This is a genomic window from Mycolicibacterium sp. HS_4_1, assembly GCF_054515875.1.
In genome coordinates this window covers 5,212,834-5,239,321 of the sequence record NZ_CM137261.1, presented here as the reverse complement: position 1 = coordinate 5,239,321, position 26,488 = coordinate 5,212,834, and the positions used below count along the sequence as shown (strand labels likewise).

26 protein-coding genes are annotated in these 26,488 nt (G+C 66.7%); 16 read left to right on the top strand and 10 right to left on the bottom strand.

Annotated elements, in window-relative coordinates; translation table 11 throughout:
- Positions 1-31: 31 nt before the first annotated feature.
- A complete protein-coding gene (locus tag ACX12F_RS25390) occupies positions 32-1,132 on the bottom strand; it encodes an acyl-CoA dehydrogenase family protein (RefSeq protein WP_459367027.1) in 1,101 nt (366 codons plus the stop codon).
- 16 nt (positions 1,133-1,148) lie between these two features.
- Positions 1,149-2,330 carry an acyl-CoA dehydrogenase family protein gene (locus tag ACX12F_RS25385; RefSeq protein WP_459367026.1) on the bottom strand — a complete coding sequence of 394 codons (1,182 nt, stop codon included), beginning with the start codon at positions 2,328-2,330 and terminating at the stop codon, positions 1,149-1,151.
- A gap of 189 nt (positions 2,331-2,519) precedes the next feature.
- Between ACX12F_RS25385 and ACX12F_RS25380 the strand changes: the two genes are divergently transcribed.
- The 12 genes from ACX12F_RS25380 to ACX12F_RS25325 all read left to right on the top strand — a co-directional run bounded on the left by ACX12F_RS25380 (position 2,520) and on the right by ACX12F_RS25325 (position 14,347).
- Complete coding sequence (locus ACX12F_RS25380) at positions 2,520-2,711, top strand: ferredoxin (protein WP_459367025.1); 192 nt, start codon at positions 2,520-2,522, stop codon at positions 2,709-2,711.
- 39 nt (positions 2,712-2,750) lie between these two features.
- Positions 2,751-3,668 (top strand): 3-oxoacyl-ACP reductase, encoded by a 918-nt coding sequence (locus ACX12F_RS25375; RefSeq protein WP_459367024.1) that lies wholly within the window; start codon positions 2,751-2,753, stop codon positions 3,666-3,668.
- Positions 3,669-3,943: 275 nt separating this feature from the next.
- A complete protein-coding gene (locus ACX12F_RS25370; protein WP_029105067.1) occupies positions 3,944-4,708 on the top strand; it encodes an MlaE family ABC transporter permease in 765 nt (254 codons plus the stop codon).
- 7 nt (positions 4,709-4,715) lie between these two features.
- Positions 4,716-5,558 (top strand): MlaE family ABC transporter permease, encoded by an 843-nt coding sequence (locus ACX12F_RS25365; RefSeq protein ID WP_459367023.1) that lies wholly within the window; start codon positions 4,716-4,718, stop codon positions 5,556-5,558.
- Between the two features lie 14 nt (positions 5,559-5,572).
- On the top strand, positions 5,573-6,775 hold the full coding sequence (locus ACX12F_RS25360) for an MCE family protein (protein ID WP_459367022.1): 1,203 nt from the start codon (positions 5,573-5,575) through the stop codon (positions 6,773-6,775).
- 43 nt (positions 6,776-6,818) lie between these two features.
- Positions 6,819-7,835 (top strand): MCE family protein, encoded by a 1,017-nt coding sequence (locus ACX12F_RS25355; RefSeq protein ID WP_459367021.1) that lies wholly within the window; start codon positions 6,819-6,821, stop codon positions 7,833-7,835.
- Positions 7,828-8,883, top strand: a complete 1,056-nt coding sequence (locus tag ACX12F_RS25350) for an MCE family protein (RefSeq protein ID WP_459367020.1) — start codon at positions 7,828-7,830, stop codon at positions 8,881-8,883. Before ACX12F_RS25355 ends, ACX12F_RS25350 begins: the two co-directional genes overlap by 8 nt.
- Entirely contained in the window at positions 8,883-10,304 is a 1,422-nt protein-coding gene (locus tag ACX12F_RS25345) for an MCE family protein (RefSeq protein ID WP_459370504.1), read from the top strand. The genes ACX12F_RS25350 and ACX12F_RS25345 overlap by 1 nt, the downstream gene beginning before the upstream one ends.
- Positions 10,304-11,473 (top strand): MCE family protein, encoded by a 1,170-nt coding sequence (locus tag ACX12F_RS25340; protein WP_459367019.1) that lies wholly within the window; start codon positions 10,304-10,306, stop codon positions 11,471-11,473. The genes ACX12F_RS25345 and ACX12F_RS25340 overlap by 1 nt, the downstream gene beginning before the upstream one ends.
- Positions 11,474-11,475: 2 nt before the next feature.
- Entirely contained in the window at positions 11,476-13,131 is a 1,656-nt protein-coding gene (locus tag ACX12F_RS25335; RefSeq protein ID WP_459370503.1) for an MCE family protein, read from the top strand.
- Positions 13,131-13,859, top strand: a complete 729-nt coding sequence (locus ACX12F_RS25330) for an Rv1363c family protein (protein ID WP_459367018.1) — start codon at positions 13,131-13,133, stop codon at positions 13,857-13,859. The genes ACX12F_RS25335 and ACX12F_RS25330 overlap by 1 nt, the downstream gene beginning before the upstream one ends.
- Positions 13,859-14,347, top strand: a complete 489-nt coding sequence (locus tag ACX12F_RS25325) for a mammalian cell entry protein (protein WP_138250770.1) — start codon at positions 13,859-13,861, stop codon at positions 14,345-14,347. Before ACX12F_RS25330 ends, ACX12F_RS25325 begins: the two co-directional genes overlap by 1 nt.
- Before the next feature lie 83 nt (positions 14,348-14,430).
- Here ACX12F_RS25325 and ACX12F_RS25320 read toward each other — a convergent pair whose 3' ends face one another.
- The 3 genes from ACX12F_RS25320 to ACX12F_RS25310 all read right to left on the bottom strand — a co-directional run bounded on the left by ACX12F_RS25320 (position 14,431) and on the right by ACX12F_RS25310 (position 16,459).
- On the bottom strand, positions 14,431-15,828 hold the full coding sequence (locus tag ACX12F_RS25320; RefSeq protein ID WP_459370502.1) for an alpha,alpha-trehalose-phosphate synthase (UDP-forming): 1,398 nt from the start codon (positions 15,826-15,828) through the stop codon (positions 14,431-14,433).
- Positions 15,829-15,932: 104 nt separating this feature from the next.
- A complete protein-coding gene (locus ACX12F_RS25315) occupies positions 15,933-16,097 on the bottom strand; it encodes a hypothetical protein (protein WP_459367017.1) in 165 nt (54 codons plus the stop codon).
- A 23-nt stretch (positions 16,098-16,120) separates the two neighbouring features.
- Entirely contained in the window at positions 16,121-16,459 is a 339-nt protein-coding gene (locus ACX12F_RS25310; protein WP_459367016.1) for an intersectin-EH binding protein Ibp1, read from the bottom strand.
- A gap of 160 nt (positions 16,460-16,619) precedes the next feature.
- Here ACX12F_RS25310 and ACX12F_RS25305 point away from each other — a divergent pair, with 160 nt between their 5' ends.
- Positions 16,620-17,471 carry an SDR family oxidoreductase gene (locus ACX12F_RS25305; RefSeq protein ID WP_459367015.1) on the top strand — a complete coding sequence of 284 codons (852 nt, stop codon included), beginning with the start codon at positions 16,620-16,622 and terminating at the stop codon, positions 17,469-17,471.
- Between the two features lie 2 nt (positions 17,472-17,473).
- Here ACX12F_RS25305 and ACX12F_RS25300 read toward each other — a convergent pair whose 3' ends face one another.
- Together ACX12F_RS25300 and ACX12F_RS25295 are read right to left on the bottom strand one after the other, a co-directional pair.
- A complete protein-coding gene (locus ACX12F_RS25300; RefSeq protein ID WP_459367014.1) occupies positions 17,474-18,151 on the bottom strand; it encodes a response regulator in 678 nt (225 codons plus the stop codon).
- Positions 18,144-19,361: a sensor histidine kinase gene (locus tag ACX12F_RS25295; protein ID WP_459367013.1), complete on the bottom strand. Its 1,218-nt coding sequence runs from the start codon at positions 19,359-19,361 to the stop codon at positions 18,144-18,146. The genes ACX12F_RS25300 and ACX12F_RS25295 overlap by 8 nt, the downstream gene beginning before the upstream one ends.
- A 134-nt stretch (positions 19,362-19,495) precedes the next feature.
- On the opposite strand from ACX12F_RS25295, the gene ACX12F_RS25290 reads away from it, so the two are divergent.
- The gene (locus ACX12F_RS25290) at positions 19,496-22,408 is read left to right on the top strand and encodes an MMPL/RND family transporter (protein ID WP_459367012.1); all 2,913 of its coding nucleotides are present in this window, start codon (positions 19,496-19,498) and stop codon (positions 22,406-22,408) included.
- A gap of 50 nt (positions 22,409-22,458) precedes the next feature.
- Here ACX12F_RS25290 and ACX12F_RS25285 read toward each other — a convergent pair whose 3' ends face one another.
- Both ACX12F_RS25285 and ACX12F_RS25280 read right to left on the bottom strand, forming a co-directional pair.
- The gene (locus tag ACX12F_RS25285) at positions 22,459-23,103 is read right to left on the bottom strand and encodes a 3-oxoacid CoA-transferase subunit B (protein WP_459367011.1); all 645 of its coding nucleotides are present in this window, start codon (positions 23,101-23,103) and stop codon (positions 22,459-22,461) included.
- Complete coding sequence (locus tag ACX12F_RS25280; RefSeq protein WP_459367010.1) at positions 23,104-23,895, bottom strand: CoA transferase subunit A; 792 nt, start codon at positions 23,893-23,895, stop codon at positions 23,104-23,106.
- Between the two features lie 148 nt (positions 23,896-24,043).
- Here ACX12F_RS25280 and ACX12F_RS25275 point away from each other — a divergent pair, with 148 nt between their 5' ends.
- Together ACX12F_RS25275 and ACX12F_RS25270 are read left to right on the top strand one after the other, a co-directional pair.
- Entirely contained in the window at positions 24,044-24,799 is a 756-nt protein-coding gene (locus ACX12F_RS25275) for an IclR family transcriptional regulator (RefSeq protein WP_459367009.1), read from the top strand.
- 42 nt (positions 24,800-24,841) lie between these two features.
- Positions 24,842-25,744 (top strand): LLM class F420-dependent oxidoreductase, encoded by a 903-nt coding sequence (locus ACX12F_RS25270; RefSeq protein ID WP_459367008.1) that lies wholly within the window; start codon positions 24,842-24,844, stop codon positions 25,742-25,744.
- A gap of 22 nt (positions 25,745-25,766) precedes the next feature.
- Here ACX12F_RS25270 and ACX12F_RS25265 read toward each other — a convergent pair whose 3' ends face one another.
- A complete protein-coding gene (locus ACX12F_RS25265) occupies positions 25,767-26,426 on the bottom strand; it encodes a VTT domain-containing protein (protein ID WP_459367007.1) in 660 nt (219 codons plus the stop codon).
- Between the last annotated feature and the right edge of the window lie 62 nt (positions 26,427-26,488).

Sequence of the window (26,488 nt, the reverse complement as noted above, 5' to 3'; positions counted from 1 at the left end):
CGGATTAAACTTCCCCTGTCGCAGACATGAATCAGACAGGTGTTTCGGCCAACTCGCGCCCGATGCGCAGCAGCTGCCCGGTGGCACTGCCGATCGCGAACTCGGTCTGCTTGGCCGCCAGGAAGTACCGGTGCACCGGGTGATCCATGTCGATGCCGACACCACCGTGCACGTGCACCGCGGTGTGCGCCACCCGGTGTCCGGCCTCGGCGGCCCAGAACGCCGCGGTGTTGACGTCCACCTCGGCGGGCAACCCCTCGGACACCCGCCAGGAGGCCTGGGTCAGCGTCAGGCGCAGCGCCTTGACGTCGATGTAGCCATCGGCCAAGCGGGACGACACGGCCTGGAAGCTGCCGATCGGGCGGTCGAACTGCTCGCGCTCGCGGGCGTACAGCGCGGTGAGCTCCAGCGCGCGTTCCACCACGCCGAGCTGGAATGCGCTGCGGCCCAAGATGTTGTGCAGCTGCAGCCACTCGAGCACCGTCGCGTCACCCACGACACGAGAACCGGGAATGGCCGCGCCCTGCAGGTCCAGGTGCGCGACGCTGCCGTGGCCGGTGGTGTCCAGTGACGTGACGGTGACGCCGGGATCGGCCGCAGTGACCAGGAAAACCTTGACACCGGAATCGGTTTCGGCCGGGACCAGGAAGGCGTCGGCGACAGGACCGTAGGCGACCTGGGTGCGGGTGCCGGTCAGCGTGTACCCCGATTCATCAGAGCCGGTGGCCTGCACGGGACCCTGGCCCATCTCGCCGTCCAGCGCGGGCACGACGATCTTGCTGCCGGCCACCGCCGGGGCGGCCCACTCGGATTGCAGTTCAGCGGAACCGAATTCGGCGATGGCGCCGGCGCCCAGGATGGTCGACTCGAGGTACGGCACGGCCGAGAGCTGACGGCCCAGGGCGACCAGCACGGCCGACTGCTCCAGCGCGCCGAAACCGCCGCCGCCCACCGACTCGGGTGCGGTGGTGGACAGGATGTCGGAGTCGATCAGCTTGGCCCACAGCTCACGGTCGAACCGCTCATCGAGCTTGTCCAGCTCCTTCTGGCGCTCCGGGGTCACCACCGATTCGGTGATGGACCGGACCAGGCTGCCGAGGTCGTCAGATGCTTCGGTTGTCTTGAAGTCCATTTCTCGCCGCTCTCTCTTAGCGATTCACTCGGGGCAGGCCGAGCGCGACCATGCCGATGATGTCGCGCTGAATCTCGTTGGTGCCGCCGCCGAAGGTCAGGATCAGGCACGACCGGTGCCAGCGTTCGATGCGGCCGCGCAGCAGAGCACCCGGGGTGTCCCGGCGCAGGGTGGCCGAGGTGCCGAGCACCTCCATGAGCAGCCGGTAGGCCTCGGTGGCCAGTTCGGTGCCGTACACCTTGGCCGCCGACGCGTCGGCGGGGGAGGGGGCGGAATCGGTGGCCGAGGCCAGCTCCCAGTTGATCAGCTTCAGCACTTCGGCCTTCGCATGCACCCGGGCCAGGTTCAGCTGCACCCACTCGGAGTCGATCAGCCGCTTGCCGTGGTGGTCCTTGGTGTTCTGGGCCCATTCCCGGACCCCGTCCAGCGCAACGTAGATCGGCTGCGCCGAGACCAGTGCGACGCGCTCGTGGTTGAGCTGGTTGGTGACCAGCTTCCAGCCGCCGTGCTCCTCGCCGACCAGGCTGGAGGTCGGGACGCGGACGTCCTGGTAGTAGGTGGCGCTGGTGTCGACGCCGGACATGGTGTGCACCGGGGTCCAGGAGAAGCCCTCCGCGGTGGTGGGCACGATCAGCATCGAGATGCCGCGGTGCTTCTTGGCCTCGGGGTTGGTGCGGGCCGCCAGCCAGACGTAGTCGGCGTAGGCGATCAGCGACGTCCACATCTTCTGGCCGTTGATGACGTAGTCGTCGCCGTCGCGGACCGCGGTGGTGCGCAGCGAGGCCAGGTCGGTGCCGGCGCCGGGCTCGGAGTAGCCGATGGAGAAGTGCAGCTGGCCCGCGGCGATCTTGGGCAGGAAGAACTTCTTCTGCTCCTCGGTGCCGAAGTGCATGATGGTCGGCGCCACCGAGTTGATGGTCAGGAACGGCACGGGGACGTTGGCGATGGCGGCTTCGTCGTTGAAGATCAGGCCATCCATCGGGGGCCGGGCCTGGCCGCCGTACTCCTTCGGCCAGCTCAGCGTCAGCCAGCCGTCCTTGCCCATCTGTTCGACGGTCTCGCGGTAGACATTGCCGCGACCCATCTCGCCGTCGTTGGACGCCAATGCCTCCGCGCGCTCGGGGGTCATGAGTTTGGTGAAGTACGAGCGCAGTTCGCGCCGCAACTCCTCCTGCTCGGGGGTGTAGCCGATCCGCATCGAAGTCATCCTTACCAGTGGCGATTGGGATATTTCGGTCATGTGCTCGGGCCGCCTTCAGCGACCCATGCCTACTCAAACTTGTAACACGTTCTAGTCTTGGGGTCCAGAGCGTGCCACACTGGCATCGCCATGGCGGGGTCGTTATGTTGGCCTCACTGTCGAAATCCGGGCTGTCAGGAGGGTGTCATGCGGGTTGAAGTCGATCACGACCGCTGTGAAGGAAACGCGGTTTGCGTGGGAATTGCGCCGGACCTTTTCGATCTGGACGACAACGACTATGCGGTAGTCAAGGCCGATCCGGTGCCCGCTGACCAGGAAGCGCTCGCTGAGCAGGCCATCGCCGAATGCCCCCGTGCCGCCCTCATCCGGAAAGACTAGAGGTATTCATAAATTGATGTCGCGCACGCGAGGAGCAAGATGACAGAAGCGATCGACTCGACTGATCTTTCCGGCAAGGTGGCCGTGGTCACCGGCGCCGCCGCGGGCCTCGGCCGTGCCGAGGCCATCGGCCTGGCGCAGGCCGGCGCCATCGTCGTGGTCAACGACATGGCCGGCGCGCTCGACAAGTCGGACGTACTCGCCGAGATCGAGGCCGCCGGCTCGAAGGGCATCGCGGTGGCGGGGGATATCAGTGCCCGCAGCACCGCCGACGAACTCGTCGAGACCGCCGACAAGCTCGGTGGGCTGAGCATCGTGGTCAACAACGCGGGTATCACTCGCGACAAGATGCTGTTCAACATGACCGACGAGGACTGGGACGCGGTCATCGCGGTGCACCTGCGCGGCCACTTCCTGCTGACCCGCAACGCCGCGACCTACTGGCGCGCCAAAGCGAAGGAGTCGGCCGACGGCACGGTGTACGGCCGGATCGTCAACACCTCCTCCGAGGCCGGACTGGCCGGTCCGGTGGGACAGGCGAACTATGGTGCCGCCAAGGCCGGTATCACCGCACTGACCCTGACCGCGGCCCGCGGTCTGGAGCGCTACGGCGTGCGCGCGAACGCCATCGCCCCGCGGGCCCGCACCGCGATGACGGCCGATGTGTTCGGTGCGGCTCCTGGTGAGGGTGAGGTCGACCCGCTGTCGCCCGAACACGTGGTGAAATTGGTGCGCTTCCTTTCCGCGCCGGCGTCGGAAAACGTCAATGGGCAGCTTTTCATCGTTTATGGTCCGACTGTGACCCTGGTAGCAGCGCCCACCGTGGAGAGTCACTTCACAGCGCCGTCCGCTGAGTGGGACATGACCCAACTGAGTTCCACGCTGCGCGGATATTTTGCTGACCGCGATCCGGAGCGGAATTTCTCTGCGACTGCCTTGATGGAGTCGAGGGACTGAACGTCCCGGATCTCGTGCCGACGCGGCGCAGAAAGCGCCGCGTCGGAACTAGAACCTGTTGCAATGACGGTAACGTCAAAATTTACTCTGAGCTGCGATTATATGTCGTTTTCCAGTGATTTTGCTGTTCTTTTGCCACTGCGAACATGTTCTAGCTACTATGAGCCGGCTCACAAGAGCCATGCGTTACTACGTGGTGAGCAGGCCGCTGCGGAAGAGGGAAACCCCACTCTTCGCCGTGACTGCTCGACCCGGACCGAGAATGGAGTCGAAGGTTGATCGAACAGCTTGCGGCTCCGGCCCGGGCCGTCGGCGGGTTCTTCGAGATGGCCCTCGACACCTTCACAAAGATGTGGCGTCGGCCTTTTCAGTTCCGGGAGTTCTTCGAACAGACCTGGATGATCGCCCGCGTATCGCTCGTGCCGACCCTGCTCGTCGCCATTCCGTTCACCGTCTTGGTGGCCTTCACGCTGAACATCCTGCTGCGTGAGATCGGTGCCGCCGACCTCTCCGGCGCAGGCACCGCGTTCGGCACGGTCACCCAGCTGGGCCCCGTCGTCACCGTGCTGGTGGTCGCCGGCGCCGGTGCCACCGCAATCTGCGCTGACCTCGGCGCCCGCACCATCCGCGAAGAGATCGACGCCATGCGCGTGCTCGGCATCGATCCGATCCAGCGGCTGGTGGTGCCCCGCGTCCTCGCGTCGACCTTCGTCGCGGTGCTGCTGAACAACCTGGTGTGTGCCATCGGCATCTCGGGCGGCTACGTCTTCTCGGTCTTCCTGCAGGGCGTCAACCCGGGTTCGTTCATCAACGGCCTGACGGTGCTGACCGGCCTCGGTGAGCTGATGCTCGCCGAGATCAAGGCCGTGCTGTTCGGTCTGCTCGCCGGCATGGTGGGCTGCTACCGCGGACTCACCGTCAAGGGCGGCCCCAAGGGCGTCGGCATCGCGGTGAACGAGACCGTGGTCTACGCCTTCATCTGCTTGTTCGTCATCAACGTGATCATGACCGCCATCGGCGTCCGAGTACTGGTGAGGTGATTCGGCCATGAGTTACGACGCAACGCTCCGCTTCAAACGAATGTTCAGGGCAGTGCCAGCCGTCTTCGACGGCATCGGTGAGCAGGCGCTGTTCTACGGGGAGTCCTTCCGGTACATCCCCAACGCGCTGACCCGCTACCGCCGCGAGACCATCCGGCTCATCGCCGAGATGACCATGGGTACCGGCGCGCTGGTGATGATCGGCGGCACCGTCGGTGTCGCGGCGTTCATGACGCTGGCCTCCGGCGGCGTCATCGCCGTGCAGGGCTACTCCTCGCTGGGCAACATCGGTATCGAGGCGCTGACGGGCTTCCTGTCGGCCTTCCTCAACGTGCGCATCGTCGCGCCGATCATCGCGGGTATCGCACTGGCCGCCACCATCGGCGCCGGTTGTACCGCCCAGTTGGGTGCCATGCGCGTGGCCGAGGAGATCGACGCCGTCGAATCGATGGCGGTGCACTCGGTGTCGTATCTGGTATCCACCCGCATCATCGCGGGCCTGATCGCCGTCATCCCGCTGTACGCCCTGGCCGTCCTGGCATCGTTCTTCGCGGCGCGGGCCACCACCGTCTACATCAACGGCCAGTCGGCCGGTCTGTACGACCACTACTTCAGCACTTTCATGGTGCCCACTGACCTCTTGTGGTCATTCCTGCAGGCCATCGTCATGTCCGTCGCGGTCATGCTGGTGCACACCTATTACGGCTACAACGCCAGTGGCGGACCCGTCGGCGTGGGTATCGCCGTCGGTCAGGCCGTGCGGACCTCGCTGATCGTGGTCGTCACCATCGTCCTGCTCATCTCCCTGGCCGTGTACGGCGCGTCCGGCAACTTCAACCTCTCCGGATAAGGGGGTGCGCGACGATGTCTTCCGGTGGTCCTAAACGCAGCCACGTGAGAATCGCGGCAGCGGTGCTGATCAGCGTCATTCTGGCCGCGGTGGTGTTCACCTATTTGTCGTACACCGCGGCGTTCACGCCCACCGACACCGTCTCGGTCCTGGCGCCCCGCGCCGGTCTGGTCATGGATCCTGATGCCAAGGTCAAGTATCGCGGCATCCAGGTCGGCAAGGTCGAGCAGATCGACTACGCCGGTGACCAGGCGAAGCTGAAGCTGGCGGTCCTGAGCGACCAGATGCGCTACATCCCGTCCAACGCCCGGGTCCGGCTCGGCAGCACGACGGTGTTCGGCGCCAAGTCGGTCGAATTCCTGCCGCCGGAGCACCCGTCGAAGGAATCACTGCGTCCCGGGGCCCAGGTGCAGGCCAAGGACGTCCAGCTGGAGATGAACACCGTCTTCCAGACGCTGACCGACCTGCTCGACAAGATCGATCCGGTCAGCCTGAACGCCACGGTGACCGCGCTCGGTGAGGGCCTACGGGGCCACGGCGACGACGCCGGTGCCGCGGTGGCCGGGCTGAGCAAGTACCTGGAGTACTTCAACCCCAAGCTGCCGACGCTGCAGCAGGACCTCAAGGACACCTCGACGGTCGCCGGCATTTACGGCGACGCCGGGCCCGACCTGGCGAAGGTCTTGGACAACGCGCCGACTGTCAGCAAGACGCTGATCGACGAGAAGGACGACCTGAACGCCGCGCTGCTCGCGTCCACCGGGTTCGCCAACAACGCCTACGCGACCATCTCCCCGGCCGCCGACGACTACATCGCCGCCATCCAGCGGCTGCGGGCCCCGCTGAAGGTCCTGGGTGACTACTCACCGGAATTCCCATGCCTCATCCAGGGCTTGTCGAAGGCCGTGGACCGCTTCGGCCCGGTGTTCGGTGGCGTCAAGCCGGGCTTGTTCGTCTCCTCGAACTTCTTCCCGGGTGCGCCCAACTACACCTACCCCGAGAGCCTCCCGATGGTGAACGCCTCGGGTGGCCCGAACTGCCGTGGCCTTCCGGACGTCCCGTCCAAGCAGTTCGGTGGTTCCTGGTACCACACGCCATTCCTGGTGACCGACAACGCCTACATCCCGTTCCAGCCGAACACCGAGTTGCAGTTCGACGCGCCCTCGACGCTGCAGTTCCTGTTCTCCGGTGCCTACGCAGAGAGGGACCGCTACTGATGTCCGCGAGTGAGTGGGGTCGCCCATGAGACACAGGCGCGAAATGATAAACGTCACGGTGTTCACCGTCGTGATGTTGCTGGTCGCCGCCGGCCTGGTCGTGGTGTTCGGCCAGTTCCGATTCGCCTCGTCGAACACCTATCACGCCAACTTCACCGACGCGTCCCGGCTCAAGGCCGGCGAGGATGTCCGCATTGCCGGTGTCCAGGTCGGTTCGGTGAAGAGCGTGAAGCTCAAGAGCGACAACACCGTCGACGTCAAGTTCACGCTGAACGAGCGCTACCAGCTGTACACCTCGAGCCGCGCCGTCATCCGCTACCAGAACCTGGTCGGCGACCGGTACATGGAGATCACCTCCGGTCCCGGCGAGCTGCGCAAGCTGCCCGCCGGCGGCACCGTTGCCCTCGCCAACACCCAGCCCGCGCTCGACCTCGACGCGCTGCTCGGCGGTCTGCGCCCGGTCGTGAAGGGCCTGGACGGCAAGAAGGTCAACGAGATCACCGCCGCCATGATCGAGGCCCTGCAGGGGCAGGGCGGCGCGTTGAACGACCTGCTGTCCAACACCGGTTCGTTCAGCCAGACGCTGGCCGACCGCGACCAGCTGATCGGCGACACGATCACCAACCTCAACACGGTGCTCGGCACGGTCGACTCCAAGGGCGCCCAGTTCAACACCAGCATCGACCAGCTGCAGCAGCTCATCACCGGCCTGGCCGAGGGGCGTGACCCGATCGCCGGTGCCATCGGCCCGCTGGCTTCGGCCGAGAACGACCTGACCGACATGCTGCAGAAGTCGCGGCGCCCGGTGCAGGGCGTCATCGAGAACGCCCGCCCGTTCGCGCAGCGCATGTACGAGCGCCGGGCTGACGTCAACCCGGTCATCGAGAACCTCGCGGAGGACTACCTGCGACTCAACGCCCTCGGTGCCTACGGCGCGTTCTTCAACATCTACTACTGCTCGGTGAAGATCAAGATGAGTGGCCCCGCGGGTAGCGATCTGATCGTGCCGTTCGGTGGTCCCGCGGATCCGTCGAAGGGCAGGTGCTCCGAAAGTGGCTAAGCCGGAAAAAGATCCACTCCGCACCGGCATTCTCGGTGTGTTCATCGTGGTGTGCCTGGTGCTGATCTCGTTCGGGTACGCCGGCCTGCCGTTCTGGCCGCAGGGCAAGAACTACTCCGCGTACTTCGGCGACGCCGGTGGCATCACCCCGGGCAGTGACGTCCGCGTCGCGGGCATCAAGGTCGGCAAGGTCGGGGACGTGGAGCTCGCCGGGACCTCGGCGAAGGTGAACTTCACCGTCGACCGTCAGATCGTGGTGGGCGACCAGTCGCTGGCATCGATCAAGACCGACACGGTGCTGGGGCAGAAGTCTCTCTGGGTCACCCCGAAGGGCACGAAGGAAGCCACGGTTATCCCGTTGGGCCGCACCACGACTCCGTACACCATCAACACCGCGCTGCAGGATTTGGGCCAGAACACCAGTGAGCTGGACAAGCCGCAGATGGAGCAGGCCCTCAAGGTGCTGACCGACACGCTGCACGATGCGACGCCGCAGCTGCGTGGCGCGCTCGACGGTGTGGCGGCCCTGTCTCGCAGCCTGAACAAGCGCGACCAGGCGCTCGAACAGCTACTCGGGCACGCGAAGAAGGTGTCCGACACCCTGGCGCAGCGCGCCGACCAGGTGAACAAGTTGGTCATCGACGGCAATCAGCTGTTCGCCGCGCTGGACGAGCGGCGTCAGTCGCTGGGTACGCTGATTTCCGGTATTCGCGGTGTCTCGCAACAGCTTTCAGGGTTTGTGGCGGACAACAAGCGGGAGTTCGGTCCGGCCCTCAAACAGCTGAACCTGGTGCTGGACGAATTGCTGAAGCGCAAGGAGCACATCAGCGAGGCGCTCAAGCGGCTGCCGGGTTACGCCACCGCGCTCGGTGAGGTGGTCGGTAACGGCCCGGGCTTCAACATCAACCTGTACGGCCTGCCGCCGGCCACGATGTCGGAAGTCCTGCTCGACACGTACTTCCAGCCGGGCAAGCTGCCGGCCAGCCTCGGCGACATGCTGAAGGGCTACATCTCTGAACGGATCGTCGTGAGGCCGAAGTCGCCATGATGAAGAACCTGAAGTCGCGCGGCGTGATCGTCGCGCTCGTGGTTGCGCTGGTGGCGCTCGTCGCCGGCGGCGCCTACCTGCTGTGGCCGTCGCGTGGTGGCCACAAGGTGGTCGCCTACTTCACCAACGCTGTCGGCCTGTACGCCGGCGACGATGTGCGGGTGCTCGGTGTGCCGGTCGGCACCATCGATGCGGTTGAGCCGCAGCCCAATTCGGTCAAGGTCTCCATGACCGTGAAGGATGGCGTGAAGATCCCGGCCGATGCGCGGGCGATCATCATCTCGCCGAACCTGGTGGCAGCCCGGTTCGTGCAGTTCACCCCGGCCTACAGCGGTGGCGCCGCGCTGGCGGGCGGCGCGGAGGTGCCGCTGAGCCGGACCGGCGTCCCGGTCGAGTGGGACGACGTGAAGAAGCAGCTGACCCAGCTCAGCGCGCAGCTCGGTCCGCAGGACGGCGCGCCGCAGGGCCCGCTCGGTGCGTTCATCAACCAAGCCGCCGACACCTTGGACGGTAAGGGCGACTCGTTCCGTAGTGCCTTGCGTGAACTGTCGCAAACCGCTGGGCGCCTTGGTGATTCGCGTGGCGACCTGTTCGGCACCATCAAGAACCTGCAAATCCTGGTCAACGCGCTGTCGAACAGCAACGAGCAGATCGTGCAGTTCACCGACCACGTGGCTTCTGTGTCGCAGGTGCTGGCCGAGAGTTCGGCAGGATTGGACCAGACCCTCGGCGCCCTGAACCAGGCCCTGGTCGACGTCAAGGGCCTGCTGAAAGACAACAACACGGCCCTGATCGATCAGGTCGGCAAGCTGGCCGAATTCACCAAGGTGCTGGCGGACAACAGCGACAACATCGAGCAGGTCCTGCACGTGACGCCGAACGGTCTGGCGAACTTCTACAACATCTACAACCCGGCGCAGGGCTCGCTGGACGGTCTGTTGTCGCTGCCGAACTTCTCCAACCCGGTGCAGTTCCTGTGCGGCGGTAACTTCGACGTCGGCGCCACCCCGGACAACTACAAGCGCGCGGAAATCTGCCGTCAGCGCATGGGCCCGGTGCTGCGCCGTATCGCCATGAACTACCCGCCGGTGCTGTTCCACCCGATCAACAGCATCACGGCATACAAGGGCCAGATCATCTACGACACCCCGCAGACCGAGGCCAAGGCTCAGACTCCGGTGCCGTACTTGCAGTGGAATGCCGCACCTGGCGTCATCCCGCCGAAGGTCCAGCCGGACGGATCGCTCAGCGACCTGATCCTGCCGCCGCCCGCCATCCCGGGCCAGATTTCGCCGGCCACGCCGCCGGTGGGACCCGGCCCGACGCCACTGAACGGTTCGGGCCCGCTGCCTGGACCTGCCCCGGCGCCCGCCGCGCCCGTGGGTGCACCGCTGCCCGCCGAAGCTGGAGGTGGCAACTGATGAAGGCGGTTGTGAAGGCCCTGGCCCTCGGATCGAGTGCCGCGGTGCTCGCCGGTTGTCAGTTCGGTGGCCTGAACTCGCTGGACATGCCCGGTACCCAGGGCCACGGCGCCGGTTCCTACACGGTCACGGTGCAGCTGCCCGACGTCGCGACGTTGCCGCAGAACTCACCGGTGATGGTCAACGACGTCACCGTCGGCAGCGTTTCGGGCCTGGACGCGGTCCAGCGCCCCGACGGCACGTTCTATGCCGCGGTGAAGCTGTCGATCAACGGCGATGTGAAGCTGCCGGCCAACGCCAGGGCGAAGGTCGCCCAGACGTCGCTGCTGGGTTCGCAGCACGTGCAGCTGTCGGAACCGGTCGGGGAGGCTCCGCAGGGCCGGCTCAAGCAGGGCTCGGAGATTCCACTGGCGCACACCGGCCGGTACCCGACCACCGAAGAGGTGCTGTCGTCGCTGGGCCTGGTCGTGAACAAGGGCAATCTCGGTGCGCTGCAGGACATCACCGATGAGGCCTATGCCGCCGTCGCGGGCCGGGCCGGGCAGTTCGTCGACTTCATCCCGCGACTGGCCGAGCTCACCCAGTCCCTGGACAAGCAGACCACCGACATCATCGGGGCCATGGACGGACTGAACCGCTTCTCCTCGATCCTGGCCAAGAGCAAGGACGGCCTGGGTCGCACGCTCGACACCCTGCCGGGGGCGATCAAGGTCCTCAATGACAACCGCAAGAACATCGTGGATGCGTTCACCGCGCTGCGGAAGCTCGCGGTCGTCGGTGCCAAGGTCATGGCCGCAACCAAGGATGACTTCGCGGCCGACTTCAAGGACCTTTTCCCGGTGATCAAAGCGCTCAACGACAACGCCGACGACTTCATCCACGACCAGGATCTGATGGCGACGTTCCCGTTCTCCAACAAGTACTTCAAGAACGCGGTGCGCGGTGACTACCTGAACGTGTATGTGACGTTCGATCTGACGCTGCGCCGCCTGGGTGAGACCGTCTTCCCCACCTCTGGCGCTTTCGACCCGAACATGAGGCACCTGGACGAAGTGGTCAACCCGCCGGACTTCCTGTTGGGCGCGCTGGCGAACCTGTCCGGACAGGCTGCCGATCCGTTCAAGATTCCAGCAGGCACAGCGACGCAACATGGAGGGGTGAAGCCGTAATGTTGTTGACCCGTCTTGCGCGGTTCCAGCTGGCGATCTTCGGTGTCGTCACCATCATCTGCCTTGCCCTGATCACGACGTCCTACCTGCACCTGCCGGCGGCGGTCGGCCTGGGGGTCTACAAGGTGGACGCCAAGTTCGTCGTCGGCGGCGGTATCTACCAGAACGCCAACGTCACCTACCGCGGCGTGACGATCGGTCGGGTGATGAACGTCGGTCTGAACGACAATGGCGTGACGGCCCAGATGCGGCTGAACTCCGATACCCCGGTGCCGGACAACGTCACGGCCACGGTCAAGAGCGTGTCCGCGATCGGTGAGCAGTACATCGACCTGGTGCCGCCGGCCAGCCCCTCGAAGAACGTGCTGAAGAACGGCGCCACCATCGGTGTCGACCGGACTGCGGTCGGCCAGGACATCGTGGACCTGCTCAACCAGGCCCAGTCCCTGGTCAGCAGCATCAGCAACACACGCTTGCAGGACCTGCTCCGCGAGTCCTTCAAGGCGTTCAACGGATCCGGCCCGGAACTGGCGCGCATGATCCAGTCGTCGCGGCTGCTGGTGGACGAGGCCAACGCCAACACCAACGAGATCGACAAGCTGATCGACCAGGCCGGCCCGCTGTTGAGGGCACAGATTCGTGCCGGTGCCGACATCAAGACCATGGCGAGCAGTCTCGCGACGCTGACCGGTGAGGCCGCCCATGCCGACCCGCAGATCCGTTCGGTGCTCAAGACCGTCCCGGGCGCTGTCCAGACCGTCAACGAGACCTTCGACGGCATCCGCCCGACGTTCCCGATGCTGGCAGCCAACCTGGCCAGCTTCGGCCGGATCGGCGTCATCTACCACAAGTCGATCGAGCAGGCGCTGGTGATCTTCCCGGCGCTGATCGCGGCACTGCTGACCGACGCCGGTGGGTTGCCCATCGACGAAGGCGCGAAGCTGGACTTCAAGATCAGCCTCGGCCAGCCGCCATGCGTGACGGGCTTCATCCCGGCTCCGGAGATCCGCACCCCTGCTGACACCACCGTGCGCGATCTGCCGACGGACCTGTACTGCAAGACCGCGCAGAGCGACCCGAGCACCGTCCGCGGTGCCCGCAACTACCCCTGCATGGAGTACCCGGGCAAGCGCGCCCCCACGGTTCAGCTGTGCCGTGACCCCCGCGGTTACGTGCCGATCGGCAGCAACCCGTGGCGCGGTCCGCCAGTGCCGTACGACACCCCGGTCAACGACCCGCGGAACATCACCCCGCCGAACATGTTCCCCATGATTCCGCCCGGTGCCGACTACGACCCGGGCCCGCCGTCGGTGCAGTTGCCGCCGGGGGTGCCCGCCGGGCCGGGACCCGCACCCAACGCGCCGTTCCCGCTGCCGTACCCGCCGAGCGACCGGGGTCCGCAGCCGCTGCCCTGGCCGTTCTTCGCGCCGCCGGATCAGGTGACTCCGCCGTACGCGATCAACAACCCGCCGGCGCCGGGCCCCGACGGGCAGCCGCAGGCGAGCGGACCCAAGGGACCGCAGAGCACGACGTACGATGCGAACAGCGGGGTCTTCGCCGACCCTGCCGGTGGTACAGGAGTGTTCAACGCCGGCTCGAACAATGGTGACTCAGGCGAGTCCTGGGTCGACCTCATGAAGGATCCAAGGCAGGTTTGATGAGTGACCAACCGGCTGCGACGGACGAAACGTCGGAGCCGCCGGTGAGCCGCGTGCGTCGGCGGGCTTCACGGCCCGCCGGCAGCGCCGGTTCCGCAGAGGCTTCAACGCTGCTCGACGTGGCGATTCCGTCGACCGCGAGCAAAACGGCACCACCGTCGGGAACCGCCAAGTCGGTACGGCCGGCGATCCAGGCCCCGCGGCGGCAGCCGCACCGGTCCCTGGTCGCGGCCATCGGCCTGGCGGTCGTCGCCGTGCTGGTGGCGGCGCTGGCCGGCGGTACGTGGTTCCTCTGGCACGGCAATGGGCAGATCGAGGCGACGCAGGACCGCGATCAGCGGTTCGTGGACACCGCCAAACAGACCGTGGTCAACATGTTCAGTTACACGCAGAACACGGTCGACGAGAGCGTGAACCGCTTCCTGGGCGGCATCGGCCCTGGCCCGCTGCGCGACATGATGAACCAGAGCAACAACGCCGAGAACCTGAAGTACCTGTTCAAGCAGACGCAGGCCAACTCGGAAGCGGTCATCACCGCGGCGGCGCTGGAGAGCGTCGACAACACCTCGAACATCGCGAAGGTGCTGGTGACGGTCCGTGTGACCCTGGCCGACATGAACGGGGTGAACCAGCCGTCGACGCCGTACCGGCAGCGGGTGTTCATCCGGGAGGACGACAGCGGTCACATGAGCGCGTACGACATCAAGTACCCGGACGGGGGCAACTGATGAACCGATTGCTGGCAGCGCTCGGCGCACTGTTGGCGGTCGCCGTGGTGGCGCTCGGCGCGCTCGGTGGCTCGGAGTACTGGAAGCACGTGCAGCTCGCGGGCGAGCAGGCGACGGCGGAGGAACTGCCGGACCTGGCCAAGTCCCAGATCCCACAGATTCTCGGCTACGAGTACAGCAGCGTGCAGCGCAGCACCACGCAGGCGCTGACGTTGATGACGCCCGCGTTCCGCAAGCGTTATGAGGAACTGACGGCGAAGAACAACATCTTCAACGACGCCGTGAAGCGCAAGCTGATCAGCCAGGTGAATGTGGTTGGCGCGGGGATGATCTCGTCGCACCGTGACTCCGGCTCGGTGCTGGCGTTCGTCAACCGGGTCATCACCGATGAGCGCAAGCAACCCAACTATGAGGGCAGTCGGCTGAAGGTCGACTACCGCAAGATCGATGGCAAGTGGTTGATCGACGAGATGACGCCGATCTTCTGACGCGCCGATCTTCAGGCACCCCAACATGATTCAGGCCCCAGAGCGGAAGCTCCGGGGCCTGAATCGTTCGTCCGGTTGTGGCGTCAGTGGCGGGTGTGCGCCAGGGCGTCGAGGAACGCCCGGGCCCAGCGGTCGACGTCGTGAGCCAGCACCTGGCGGCGCAGCGCGCGCATGCGGCGTCGCCCCTCTTCGGGGGACTGGGTCAGGGCGTCGGCGATCGCATCCTTGACCCCGTCCAGATGGTGCGGGTTGGTGAGGTACGCCTGCCGCAATTCCTCTGCGGCGCCGGTGAATTCGCTGAGCACGAGTGCGCCGCCGAGGTCGCTGCGGCAGGCTACGTACTCCTTGGCGACCAGGTTCATGCCGTCGCGTAACGGCGTCACCAACATGACGTCGGCGGCGACGAAGAAGGCGATGAGCTCTTCCCGGCCGATCGCCCGGTGCATGTAGTGCACCACCGCGTGGCCGACTTCGCTGTACTCGCCGTTGATGTGCCCGACCTGGCGCTCGATGTCCTCGCGCATGACCTTGTAGCTGTTCACCCGCTCACGGCTCGGTGTGGCGAGCTGAATCAGCACGGTGTCGTGCCGGTTCGCGCGGCCCTCGGCGAGCAGCTCGGAGAACGCGCGCAGCCGCACGTCGATGCCCTTGGTGTAGTCCAGCCGGTCCACGCCCAGCATGATCTTGCGCGGGTTGCCCAGCTCATCGCGGATCTGGCGGGCCCGCTGCCGGATGGTGCGACTGCGGGCCTGGGCGTCCAATGCGGCTGAGTCGATCGAGATGGGGAAGGCGCCGACCTTGACGGTGCGGTTGCCGTACGTCACCTCGCCGAGGCGGGACCGCACGCCGATGGTGTGCCGGGACGTGTTGGCGTTGAGCAGCCGGCGGGCGAGCACCAGGAAGTTCTGTGCGCCGCCGGGCAGGTGGAAGCCGACCAGGTCGGCGCCCAGCAGCCCCTCGATGATCTCGGTGCGCCACGGCATCTGCATGAACAGCTCGACGGGCGGGAACGGGATGTGCAGGAAGAATCCGATGGTGAGATCGGGACGCAGCTCACGGAGCATTTTCGGCACCAGCTGCAGCTGGTAGTCCTGCACCCAGACGGTCGCGCCCTTGGCCGCGGTACGGGCCGTGGCCTCGGCGAAGCGCTGATTCACCGCGACGTAGCTGTCCCACCAGTGGCGGTGGTAGGTGGGTTTGACGATGACGTCGTGGTACAGCGGCCAGAGGGTTGCGTTGGAGAAGCCCTCGTAGTAGTCGGCGATCTCGTCGGCCGACATCTTGACCGGGCACAGCGTCAGGTCGTCCTGGGCGACTGGCTCTTCGTCGCTGTCGGCGACGCCGGCCCAGCCGATCCACGCGCCGCGCTGCTTACGCAGCAGCGGTTCCAGTGCGGTGACAAGGCCGCCTGGGCTGCGTTTCCAGGTGATGGAACCGTCGGGAAGGCGCTCCATGTCGACGGGCAGCCGGTTGGCGACCACGACGAAGTCGGAGTTACCGACGGGGTTCGTGGCGGACGTGCCGCCCGTGGCGGTCTTGGGGCTCGCGGTGGACGCCGCAGAAGCGTCGTTGCCTCCGCGGGCCGTCACGCGTCGAGCTTCGTGGGCCCGATACCCAGCATGGACAGGAACATGCGACATTCGTCGGCATCGTTTGCGTACGCAGCGACTACCCGGCGGGCCTGACGGGCGGTGCTGTCGGCCAGGGGCTCCACGTCGCCGATATCGGCGGCATCAGTTTTTGCAGGCATTACACAACCTTAGGCGACTGTTGTTACGGGCTGGAATTCAGTGATGAGTGCGGGTGCATTCCGGGTACCTGCTCCTCCGAGAGGCCGATGCATTCGCCGGTATTGCGGCCGGTGCAGGGAATGCCGTCGATTTGGCCGAGCTGGTTCGGTGCGGCGTCAACCGGTGCGGGGCCCTGGTCGCCACTGCTCCCGAAACATGAACCGCTGACGGGGTTTTCCGTCATTCCGGGAGGGCAGCTGGTGTCTCCGAGTAGTGCGGTGGACGCGGGGCTGCCGAGGGCGAGTAGGGCGGGTGCGGCGAGCGTCGTGATGGTGAAGCCGCCGGCGACGAGGAGCCGTCGGCAGATCGGGTGGATCGTCATGGCGTCACGCTTTCGTCAAGGAAAGTTTCAGCGTACGCCCAGGTGCTGTGCGGCGAACGGCGAATCCGACCGTATTCGGGGGTCCGACCAGCATTGTTTACAACTTTCGAAAAGTGTATACAAGACGTGTTCCCGTCGATCTGTCCAAAGGAGTACGTCGGTGCAGTTTTCAGTTCAGGGTTGGCTGACGGATCGAACCGTGTTGATCACCGGCGGTGGCAGCGGCATCGGAAAGGCCATCGCGCAGGGAGTTGTGGCGGCCGGCGGCAACGCGCTCATCGTCGGCCGCACCGAAGCCACGCTGCAGTCCGCTGTCGACGAGATTTCAGCCGCCGGGGGACCGGGCGTCATCCGCTTCCAGATCGCCGACGTCACCGACGAGGACGACGTCGCCCGCGCCGTCGCGACCGCCGCCGCATGGAACGGGAAGCTCTCCGGCGCCGTGCACTGTGCCGGTGGCTCGCTGACCGTCGGGCCCGTGACCCACATCGATTCCGAGATGTGGCGGCAGACCGTCGATCTGAACGTCAACGGCAGCATGTACGTCGTCAAGCACACCGGGCGGGAAATGGTCCGTGGCGGCGGCGGATCGTTCGTCGGCATCTCGTCGATCGCCGCGAGCAACACCCACCGCTGGTTCGGGCCGTACGGCGTCACCAAGTCCGCGCTGGATCACCTGGTGCAGCTGGCGGCCGACGAACTCGGGGCCTCCTGGGTGCGTGCGAACAGCATCCGCCCCGGCCTGATCCGCACCGACCTGGTGGCGGCCAGCATCTTCGAATTCGAGCCGCTGCGTGAGGATTACCGGAAGTGCACCCCGCTGCCCCGGGCCGGCGAGGTCGAGGACGTCGCCAACCTGGCGCTGTTCCTGCTCAGTGACGCGTCGCAATGGATCACCGGCCAGCTGATCAACGTCGACGGCGGTCAGAAACTGCGCCGCGGCCCGGACTTCTCGGCCATGATGGAGCCGATGTTCGGCGCCGACGCCATGCGCGGGGTGTTCGCCGACTGAGGCTATTTCGGCGCGACCACCCCATGGTCGTAGGCGTAGACGATCGCGGCCGCGCGGTCCCGTAGGTCGAGCTTGGTGAAGATGCGCCCGATGTGGCTCTTCACCGTGACCTCCGAGATGACCAGCCGGCCGGCGATCTCGGCGTTGGTCGCGCCCGATCCGATCAGCTGCAGCACGTCGAGTTCGCGGGCGGTCAGCCGGTCGGCGACGTCGTCGGACGGGGCGCCGGGCGCGCGCCGGTAGCCGCTCAGCACACGGGCGGTGACGGCCGGGTCCAGATACGCCTCACCGCGCGCGACGGCGTGCACGGCCCGGATCAGTTCCTCGGCCGGTGAATCCTTGAGGACGAAGCCCGACGCTCCGGCGCGCAGGGCGGCGGACAACAGATCGTCGTCGTCGAAAGTGGTGAGCGCCAAGGCCGGTGGACCGCCGCCGCTGCGCAGGGCGCGGATCGCGTCGACGCCACTGACGCGCTTCATCCGCAGGTCCATCACCACGACGTCCGGGCGGCACCGGAGCACTTCGCGCGGTACTTCGTCGCCGTCGGCGCATTCGCCGACGATGCTGAAGCCGTCCTTGCGCCGCAGGATCCGGCGCAGGCCCGAGCGGACGAGTTCCTGATCGTCAACCAGCAGGACGTCGACGGTTGAGCCGTCTTTCGGAACGGGGCCGTCAGTCATTGTGGGTTCCATTGAGTGACTGCCGGATTCGGTGCATCGCACAATGCGCGGTTGCCGTCGGGGTCACCGGCACGCGAGCCTGGACCATCCACCCGTCCGGTCCGGGGCCGGCCTGGAACTCGCCGCCGAGGGTTTCGATGCGTTGGCGCATCCCGGGCAGCCCGGCGCCCGGCTTGAACTCGGACACCGGGGTGGACAGCTCGTTACAGACCGAGAGGGTGGCGATGCCGTTGTCGTGACGGAGTCGCAGCTGCACGAGCGACGTCGGGGCGTGTTTGGCGATGTTGGCCAACGATTCCTGCATCACCCGGAACAGTGCCAGCCCGATTCCCGCGCTGAGGTCCGCGGGGTCCGCCTCGATGCGGGAGTCCACCTGCAGCCCGGCCGAGGCGAAACTCGTCACCAGATCAGGGATGTCGGACAACCCGGGTTCGGGAGTCAGCCGGGGCGGCTGGGCTTCCTGCGCGCCGAGCAGGCCGACGGTGTGCCGGATGTCCGACATGGCCTGGCGGCCCAGGCGTTCGGCGTCGAGGAGGCCGTCGACCGCTTCGTCCACGTCGCAGTCCTCCTGCAGCGCCCGCCGGGCACCGGTCAGGTGCAGCATGGTCACCGACAGCGAGTGGGCGATGACGTCGTGGACCTCGCGGGCGATCCGGCGTCGTTCGTCGGACGCGGCCTGCTCGGCGCGGGCGGCCTGCCGCGCGCGTTCCTCGATGACGAGGCGCTGCTGCAACTGCAGGATGCGGCCGATCATCGCGGCCAGCGGCAGGAACGCGACATAAAGCAGCGGTGTGACGAGGTGGCCGGTGCGGGACGCGACGAGTAGTAGTGCCGCTGACGCGGCGGCAATGATGAGACCGTCGCGCCATGAGCTGAGGGCGAAGATCTCCCCGAGCACGAACAACAGCAGGCACGGTGCGGTGTCGTTGCTGACTGGTGGCCACGACATGAGCACCGCCACGGCGGCCAATCCGAAGGCCGCGGCGGCCAGTGGGGGCGGTTTCACGCCGATGACGATGAACACCACGATCGGGGCCAACGCCAACAGGCCGGCGACGACGAGCAGCCAAGGACGGGTGAAGTCGCGCTGCACCGCGGCGGCGCCGAGAGCCATCAGCGTCCCGCTGTACATCACCACCGGCACCGTGAAGGGGTAGTCATAGGGCACCAGAGCGCGTCGTCGCAGCGCGAAGTCGCGGATCCAGGCCATACCGCCAGCGTAGAGCCGGTGCCGGGATTTACACATCATTCGCGGGACGGCTCGGGCCTCCTACCACGGTAGGAGGCCCGGTCTCGTCCGCAGCACGACGCTTCCGGACCCCGGTCGCTCGTAGTTTCGGATTCATGTGGGACGTCATCGCCAGATTCTGCAGCCGCTTCGCGGTCCTGATCATCGGACTGTGGGTGCTGGCTGCGGCGGCGGGCAATCTCCTTGTGCCGCAGGTGGAAAGCACCGCCCACAACCACGCGCGGGGTTTCCTGCCCGCGGACGCCCCGGTGAACCTGGCCGGCGTACAGATGGACCAGCAGTTCCACGACGGAGCGGGTGGCAACCTCAACTACCTGGTGCTGGAGGGCGATCGTCCGCTCGGCGCGCCCGAGCGGGCCTACTACGACCGCCTGCTGAGCACATTGCGCGCGGACACCGAGGACGTGGATTCGGTGATGGACCTGTGGTCCGACCCGGTCACGGCAGCCGGCGCGCAGAGCACCGACGGCAAGGCCGTCTACACGATGCTGCGGATTCGCGGCGAGCTCGGCGCGGCCAAGGCGAACGCCGCCCTGGATGCGGTCCGGCGGATCGTCGCCGCCGCGCCGGCACCAGCGGGTCTGCACGCCTACGTGACCGGGCCCGGCGCCACCATCGCCGACGAGCTGAGCGCCATCGACAAACAGATGCTGATGATCACCGGCGTCACCGTGGTCCTGATCGCGGTGTTGCTCTTCGTCGTGTACCGGTCGGTGATCACGGCGGCCATCCCGCTGCTGACCGTCGGCCTGGGGCTCGGGGTGGCGCGGGGAATCGTAGCGTTCCTGGGGGAGCGGGACCTGATCGAGGTGTCGATCTTCTCGGTGTCCCTGCTGGCCGCGATGGTGCTCGGCGCGGCAACGGATTACGGCATCTTCCTGCTGGGCCGCTATCACGAACAGCGGCGCGCCGGTGTCGAGCACGAAGGCGCGCTGGCGATCGCGAACCGCAGCGTCGCGCCGGTGATCGCCGCGTCGGGCCTCACCATCGCGGCGGCGCTGTCGTGTCTGCTGTTCGCTCAGGTCGGGATGCTCCGCAGTGCCGGACTACCCTGCGCCATCGGCATTCTCACCGGGATGTTCGCCTCACTCACGCTGCTGCCGGCGTTCATCGGACTGGCCGGCCGGCATGGGCTGGCGCAACCACGCCGTCGGGTTGCCGCCACGGTGCCCGGCCGGAGCTGGCGCCGGGTGGGCACCGTCGTCGCCCGGTGGCCGGGGCCGGTGCTGGTGGCCTCGGCGCTGGTTCTGGTGATCTGCGCCCTCCCGGTCGTCGGGGTTCGGTTGGGCTTCGACGAGCTTGCTGCGCAACCGGATACCACGCACGCCAACCGCGGATATCAGGCCATGGACCGGCATTTCCCGCCCAACCGGCTGCTGCCCGAGATCGTCTCCATCGAGACGGATCACGACCTGCGCAACCCGGCAGGCGTCATCGCGGTCGAACGGGTGACGCGCAAGATCATGGAGATTCCGGGCGTCCGCATGGTGCAGTCGGCGTCGCGGCCGGCTGGTTCGCTGCCCGAGCAGGCGGCGCTGACCGATCAGGCCGGCACCATCGCCGACCAGCTCGATGACGGGGTGGCGCAGCTGAGCAAGCGGCTGGGCACGGTCAACCAGCTGTCCGCGACGTTGGACCAGTTCTCCTCGGCGATAACGCAATTGCAGAACGGCCTCGGTGGCAGCGTCCGGGGACTCGGGCAGCTCGGATCCGGAATCGATGCCATGCACGGCGGCATGCAGCAGTTGCGCGACAACGTCACTCAGGTATCGCAGTACCTGGACCCGTTGCGCGGCTTCACGGGCGCCAACCCGAATTGCGCGAACGACGCCATCTGCTCGCTGGTGCTCAAGGTCGTCGAGCCCATGGATTCGGTGGTGGCGGCCACCGGCACTTTGACCGACAGCACCCGGCAGTTCGGTGCCGGCACCACGGACATGGCCCGGTCGCTCACCGGTGCGCAGGCGTCGGTGCGTTCGATGCGGGCTGCCGTCGACCAACTCGGCTCGGTGACAACACAGTTGACCAAGACCGTCGGTGAGACCCGGGGCATGTTCTCCGGACTGACGGACTACCTACGCGGGGTCCGGGCGGATTTCCAGGACAGCAGTGCCGGTGGCTTCTATCTGCCCCAGCGCGCGTGGCAGGACCCGCGCTTCCAGCGTGCGGCCGGGTTGTACTTCGCGCCCGACGGCCGGTCGACGCGGCTGCTCGTCTACGGCGACGGCAAGGTGTTCGGCACCGACGGTGCGCTGCGCTCGCCCGAAATCCTTGCCGCCGTGCGCGAATCGACGAAAGAGGGCACGCTGGTCCGGAACACCGTGTACGTCACCGGCTTTGGCACCGGCACCGCAGAACTTCGCGGCTATGTCTCTGACGACTTCCTGCTGCTGGCCGCCGTCGCGCTCGCGCTGGTTTTCCTGATCATCCTCATCATGCTGCGCAGTCCGGTGGCGGCCGCGGTGGTGATCGGCACCGTCGTGGTGTCGTATGCGTCGGCGCTCGGCGTCACCTCCTTCATCTGGCAGGACCTGTTGGGCAGGGACCTGCACTGGGCGGTGCCATCGATCGCGTTGATCGCCCTGGTGGCCGTCGGCGCGGACTACAACCTGCTGCTGACCATGCGGCTGCGCGAGGAGGTGACGCGACCGGATGCGGGTTTGAAGACCGGCATGATCCGGACGTTCGGCGGCACTGGCGGGGTGGTGACGACTGCCGGAATCGTCTTCGGCATCACCATGTTCGCGATGCTGCCCAGCGACGTACTGAGCATCGAACAGGTCGGCACCACCATCGGCGTCGGACTGCTGATCGACACCCTGATCGTGCGGACGTTCGTGGTGCCGGGCATCGCCGGCCTGCTCGGCCGGTGGTTCTGGTGGTCACCGGTGCCGTTGGTGCGCGGCGTGCTGGTCCGAGCGTTCACGCGGGGTGAGCGGGCTCCCCGCCGGGATCAAGGGGCAGGCAGACGGACGTTCCGAGCGGAACCAGCCGCCAACCTGACCTGACGGCGGAAATCCGGCCCGAAAAGCACCGTCAAGTCAGGCTCGCGAGGTGCTTAGTTCAGCTGGACCGTCAGCTCGGCGCCGGTGGCCGCGATGACGTCGTCGACGCTCACCCCGGGGGCGGTTTCACGCAGGATCAGCGTGCCGTCGCCGGGCACGTCGATGACGGCGAGGTTGGTGATGATCCGGTCGACGACACCCTGACCGGTCAGCGGCAGTGTGCAGACCGGCACGATCTTCGGATTGCCGGCCTTGTCGGTGTGCTCCATCAGCACGATGACCCGCGATGCGCCATGCACCAGATCCATGGCGCCGCCCATGCCCTTGACCATCTTGCCGGGCACCATCCAGTTGGCCAGGTCGCCGGTGCGGGACACCTCCATGCCGCCGAGCACCGCGGTGTCGATGTGGCCGCCCCGGATCATGCCGAACGACAGCGACGAATCAAAGTACGCCGCACCGGGATTGACCGTCACGGTCTCCTTGCCGGCATTGATGAGGTCGGGGTCGACGGCATCTTCGGTCGGGTAGGGACCCGTGCCCAGGATGCCGTTCTCCGAGTGCAGCGTGACGTGCACGTCGCCCGTCAGGAAGCCGGGGATCAGGGTCGGCAGGCCGATGCCGAGGTTGACGTACTCGCCGTCGATCATGTCGGCGGCAGCACGGGCGGCCATCTGGTCACGGTTCCAACCGGTCATCTAGCGGGCTCCTTCGCTCGTGCTCATGCGCGATCCGCTGCGCTCCTCGCTGACAGTGCGCTTCTCGATCTGCTTGTCCTGCGGTCCGGTGTGCACGATGCGCTGTACGAACACGCCGGCGAGGTGGACGTCGTCGGGGTCGATCTCGCCCGGCTGCACCAGCTCCTCGACCTGGACGATGGTGATCCGCCCCGCCATCGCGGCCAGTGGGTTGAAGTTGCGTGCGGTCTTGTTGAAGACCAGGTTGCCCGCGGTGTCGGCGCGCAGCGCGTGCACCAGTGCGAAGTCAGCGTTGATCGACTCCTCCAGCACATAGCGCTTGCCGTCGAACTCACGAATCTCCTTGGGCGGCGAGGCAACCGCGATCGAGCCGTCGGCCGCGTACCGCCACGGCAGACCGCCGTCGGAGACGGGCGTGCCGACACCCGCCGGCGTGTAGAACGCCGGGATGCCGGCGCCACCGGCGCGCATGCGCTCGGCCAGGGTGCCCTGCGGGGTGAGCTCCACTTCGAGCTCGCCGGACAGGTACTGGCGGGCGAACTCCTTGTTCTCCCCGACGTACGACGCGGTGACCCGACGGACCTTGCCGAGGCCGAGCAGAACGCCGAGGCCGACACCGTCGACACCGCAGTTGTTCGAGAACACCTCGAGGTCGGTGGCACTCGATGCCGCGATGGCAGCGATGAGTTGGTCGGGGATGCCGCACAAACCGAATCCACCGACGGCCAACGTGGCGCCGTCACCGACATCGGCGACCGCTTCGGCGGCCGAGGCATACACCTTCGAGGTCATGACACTCCGTTCATCCAGTAAACGCGGGACCCACTCTTCACGGCAGGCCGCTGACATGGCAAGTCTCTGCTCAAAGCGGGTGAAAAGTGTTCGCAGAATGAGCATTGGCGGGAGCAGCGTTCATTGAATGAACGTCTAATATGAGCCGATGACCGGTCCGAATGTCGTCGCCCGAGTCGGGGCGATGCTGCGGGCCGTTGCGACAACCGAACCCGCCGGCGCCTCCACCACCGAGCTCGGCAAGTTGGCGGGGCTGGCCCGTCCCACCGCGCACCGGCTGCTGACGGCGCTGGCCGACGAACATCTCGTCAGCCGGGACCAGAAAACCGGGCGCTGGTCACTCGGGCCCGAGCTGTACCTATTGGGTGTCGGCGCGGCACAGCACCACGACGTGACCGACCAGGCGCGGGCCGTGGTGACCCGACTGGCCCGCGAGACCGGCGAGAGTGCGTTCTTCTCCGCCCGGCGCGGCGATCAGACGGTGTGCGTGCTCAGCGAGGAAGGCAGCTTCCCGTTGCGGTCACACGTCTTGCACGTCGGCATCCGGTTTCCGCTCGGCGTGGCCAGTGCCGGGTTGGCGATCCTGAGCCATCTGCCGGCCGCCGATGTGGACGACTACTTCTTTCGGGAACAGCCCGAAACTACCTGGGGGCCGACGCATTCCGAGGCGGCCATCCGCAAGCGCATCGAGCAGACCCGGCGTGCCGGTTACGCGACCAATCCCGCGCTGCTGGTCGAGGGCAGCTGGGGCATGGCGGCAGCGGTTTTCGACCGGCGCGGCCTGCCGGGCTGGGCGTTGAGCCTGACGGGCGTCGAGACCCGGTTCCGCGCCGGCCGTCGCCGGGAACTCGGGCGGCTGCTGCTGGAACATGCGCATGAGTTGTCGGGTCGGCTGCAGGGCTGACCCCGCGTCGCGGCGGGGGTGGCGGTAGGCGATTGTGGGCGGATGACCAGTCAGCGCGCTCGTATCGACTTTCCGTCCCGCATCGGCGTGTGGTGGGCCAGCGACAGCTGGGCCATGCCTGATGCTCAGGCGGTCGCCCGCGACATCGAAGCCATGGGCTATGGGTCGCTGTTCCTGCCCGAGACCGTCGGCAAGGAGTGCCTGACGGAGTCGGCAGCGTTCCTGGCGGCGACCGAGCGTCTGGTGGTCGGCACCGGGATCGCCAACATTCATGTGCGGATTCCATCGGCTGCCGAGGCCGGTGCTCGCACGCTGACGGCGCTCTACCCGGGACGGTTCGTCCTGGGTCTCGGTGTCAGCCACGGCCCGCTGGTGGAGCGCGGCATGGGCGGCACGTATCAGAAGCCGCTCGCCACCATGCGCGGCTATCTGGAGCGGATGGCCGCGGTGCCGGACGCCATCGAACCCGGCATCGGCCGCCCGGCCCGGCTGCTCGCGGCCTTGGGGCCCAAGATGATCGAGCTGTCCGGCAGCCACGCCGACGGCGCACACCCGTACCTGGTGCTGCCGTCCGCTACCGCCACAACGCGCGAAATTCTCGGGCCGGACAAGTGGATCGTCTCCGAGCAGGCGGTGGCGATCGGTGGCGATGACGCCGATCAACTGCGCCGTGCGCACGACCACCTCAACGTCTACAGCGGCCTGCCCAACTACCGGAATTCGTGGCTACGCCAGGGCTTCGACGAGAGTGACCTGGTGCACGGCGGCTCGGAGCGGCTGGCGCGTGCACTTGTCGGGATGGGCAACGTCGACGATGCGGCAGCCGCCGTGCGGGCGCACCTGGATGCCGGTGCCGACCACGTGGTCGTGCAGGTGCTCGCAGAACCTCCGACTGCCGACCCGCGGCCGGCCCTGCGAGAGTTGGCCGCAGTCCTGGGGCTATAGACGCAGCTGCCGGGCGGGCCTCCTAGCTCTCGGAAGCAGCCTTACGCCGCTTGTACCACTCCCAGAGCATCGGCGTGATGGACGCGACCAGGATCAGGACGAAGATCGGCTCGAGCAGCTTCTGGACGATGGGGAACTGCCCCAGCCAATAGCCCAGCAGAGTGATGCCGCAGCCCCACACGATCGCACCGATCACGTTGTACAACGTGAAAGCGGCGTAGCCCATTCGGGCCGCGCCGGCCGTGATCGGCGCCAGGGTGCGCACGATCGGCACGAAGCGGGCCAGCAGGATCGCGAACGGCCCGCGTTCCTCGAAGAACGCGTGTGCTTCGTCCAGGTACTTCTGCTTCAAGACGCGGGCGTCGGGCTTGAACATCTCGACACCGATGAACCGTCCGATGAAGTAGCCGGCCTGCCCACCGAGGATGGCCGCGACCGGGATGGTCAGCAGCAGCAGCCAGATGTTGAAGTTGGCCTGCGCGGCGACCTCGGCCTGGGCCGCGGTGCCGGCCGCCAGCATGCCCGCGACAAACAGCAGGGTGTCGCCGGGCAGGATCGGGAACAGGACGCCCGACTCGACGAAGATGACGACCAGCAATCCGACCAGGGCCCAGGTACCGAAGTATCCGATGAGCTTCACCGGATCCATGAAGTCCGGCATGAGCGACAGGGTGCTGATCATGGGGTCAACATACCGGTGTCAGTTGGCTGTTCCCTTAACTGCACATCGCTCATAGGGTCGGA

What these genes read in the sequence shown, in the direction of transcription:
- ACX12F_RS25390 (WP_459367027.1), bottom strand. Translation starts at nt 1,132, where the DNA reads ATGGACTTCAAGACAACCGAAGCATCTGACGACCTCGGCAGCCTGGTC.
- ACX12F_RS25385 (WP_459367026.1), bottom strand. Translation starts at nt 2,330, where the DNA reads ATGCGGATCGGCTACACCCCCGAGCAGGAGGAGTTGCGGCGCGAACTG.
- ACX12F_RS25380 (WP_459367025.1), top strand. Translation starts at nt 2,520, where the DNA reads ATGCGGGTTGAAGTCGATCACGACCGCTGTGAAGGAAACGCGGTTTGC.
- ACX12F_RS25375 (WP_459367024.1), top strand. Translation starts at nt 2,751, where the DNA reads ATGACAGAAGCGATCGACTCGACTGATCTTTCCGGCAAGGTGGCCGTG.
- ACX12F_RS25365 (WP_459367023.1), top strand. Translation starts at nt 4,716, where the DNA reads ATGAGTTACGACGCAACGCTCCGCTTCAAACGAATGTTCAGGGCAGTG.
- ACX12F_RS25360 (WP_459367022.1), top strand. Translation starts at nt 5,573, where the DNA reads ATGTCTTCCGGTGGTCCTAAACGCAGCCACGTGAGAATCGCGGCAGCG.
- ACX12F_RS25355 (WP_459367021.1), top strand. Translation starts at nt 6,819, where the DNA reads ATGATAAACGTCACGGTGTTCACCGTCGTGATGTTGCTGGTCGCCGCC.
- ACX12F_RS25345 (WP_459370504.1), top strand. Translation starts at nt 8,883, where the DNA reads ATGAAGAACCTGAAGTCGCGCGGCGTGATCGTCGCGCTCGTGGTTGCG.
- ACX12F_RS25340 (WP_459367019.1), top strand. Translation starts at nt 10,304, where the DNA reads ATGAAGGCGGTTGTGAAGGCCCTGGCCCTCGGATCGAGTGCCGCGGTG.
- ACX12F_RS25330 (WP_459367018.1), top strand. Translation starts at nt 13,131, where the DNA reads ATGAGTGACCAACCGGCTGCGACGGACGAAACGTCGGAGCCGCCGGTG.
- ACX12F_RS25325 (WP_138250770.1), top strand. Translation starts at nt 13,859, where the DNA reads ATGAACCGATTGCTGGCAGCGCTCGGCGCACTGTTGGCGGTCGCCGTG.
- ACX12F_RS25315 (WP_459367017.1), bottom strand. Translation starts at nt 16,097, where the DNA reads ATGCCTGCAAAAACTGATGCCGCCGATATCGGCGACGTGGAGCCCCTG.
- ACX12F_RS25310 (WP_459367016.1), bottom strand. Translation starts at nt 16,459, where the DNA reads ATGACGATCCACCCGATCTGCCGACGGCTCCTCGTCGCCGGCGGCTTC.
- ACX12F_RS25300 (WP_459367014.1), bottom strand. Translation starts at nt 18,151, where the DNA reads ATGACTGACGGCCCCGTTCCGAAAGACGGCTCAACCGTCGACGTCCTG.
- ACX12F_RS25295 (WP_459367013.1), bottom strand. Translation starts at nt 19,361, where the DNA reads ATGGCCTGGATCCGCGACTTCGCGCTGCGACGACGCGCTCTGGTGCCC.
- ACX12F_RS25290 (WP_459367012.1), top strand. Translation starts at nt 19,496, where the DNA reads ATGTGGGACGTCATCGCCAGATTCTGCAGCCGCTTCGCGGTCCTGATC.
- ACX12F_RS25285 (WP_459367011.1), bottom strand. Translation starts at nt 23,103, where the DNA reads ATGACCGGTTGGAACCGTGACCAGATGGCCGCCCGTGCTGCCGCCGAC.
- ACX12F_RS25280 (WP_459367010.1), bottom strand. Translation starts at nt 23,895, where the DNA reads ATGACCTCGAAGGTGTATGCCTCGGCCGCCGAAGCGGTCGCCGATGTC.
- ACX12F_RS25275 (WP_459367009.1), top strand. Translation starts at nt 24,044, where the DNA reads ATGACCGGTCCGAATGTCGTCGCCCGAGTCGGGGCGATGCTGCGGGCC.
- ACX12F_RS25270 (WP_459367008.1), top strand. Translation starts at nt 24,842, where the DNA reads ATGACCAGTCAGCGCGCTCGTATCGACTTTCCGTCCCGCATCGGCGTG.
- ACX12F_RS25265 (WP_459367007.1), bottom strand. Translation starts at nt 26,426, where the DNA reads ATGATCAGCACCCTGTCGCTCATGCCGGACTTCATGGATCCGGTGAAG.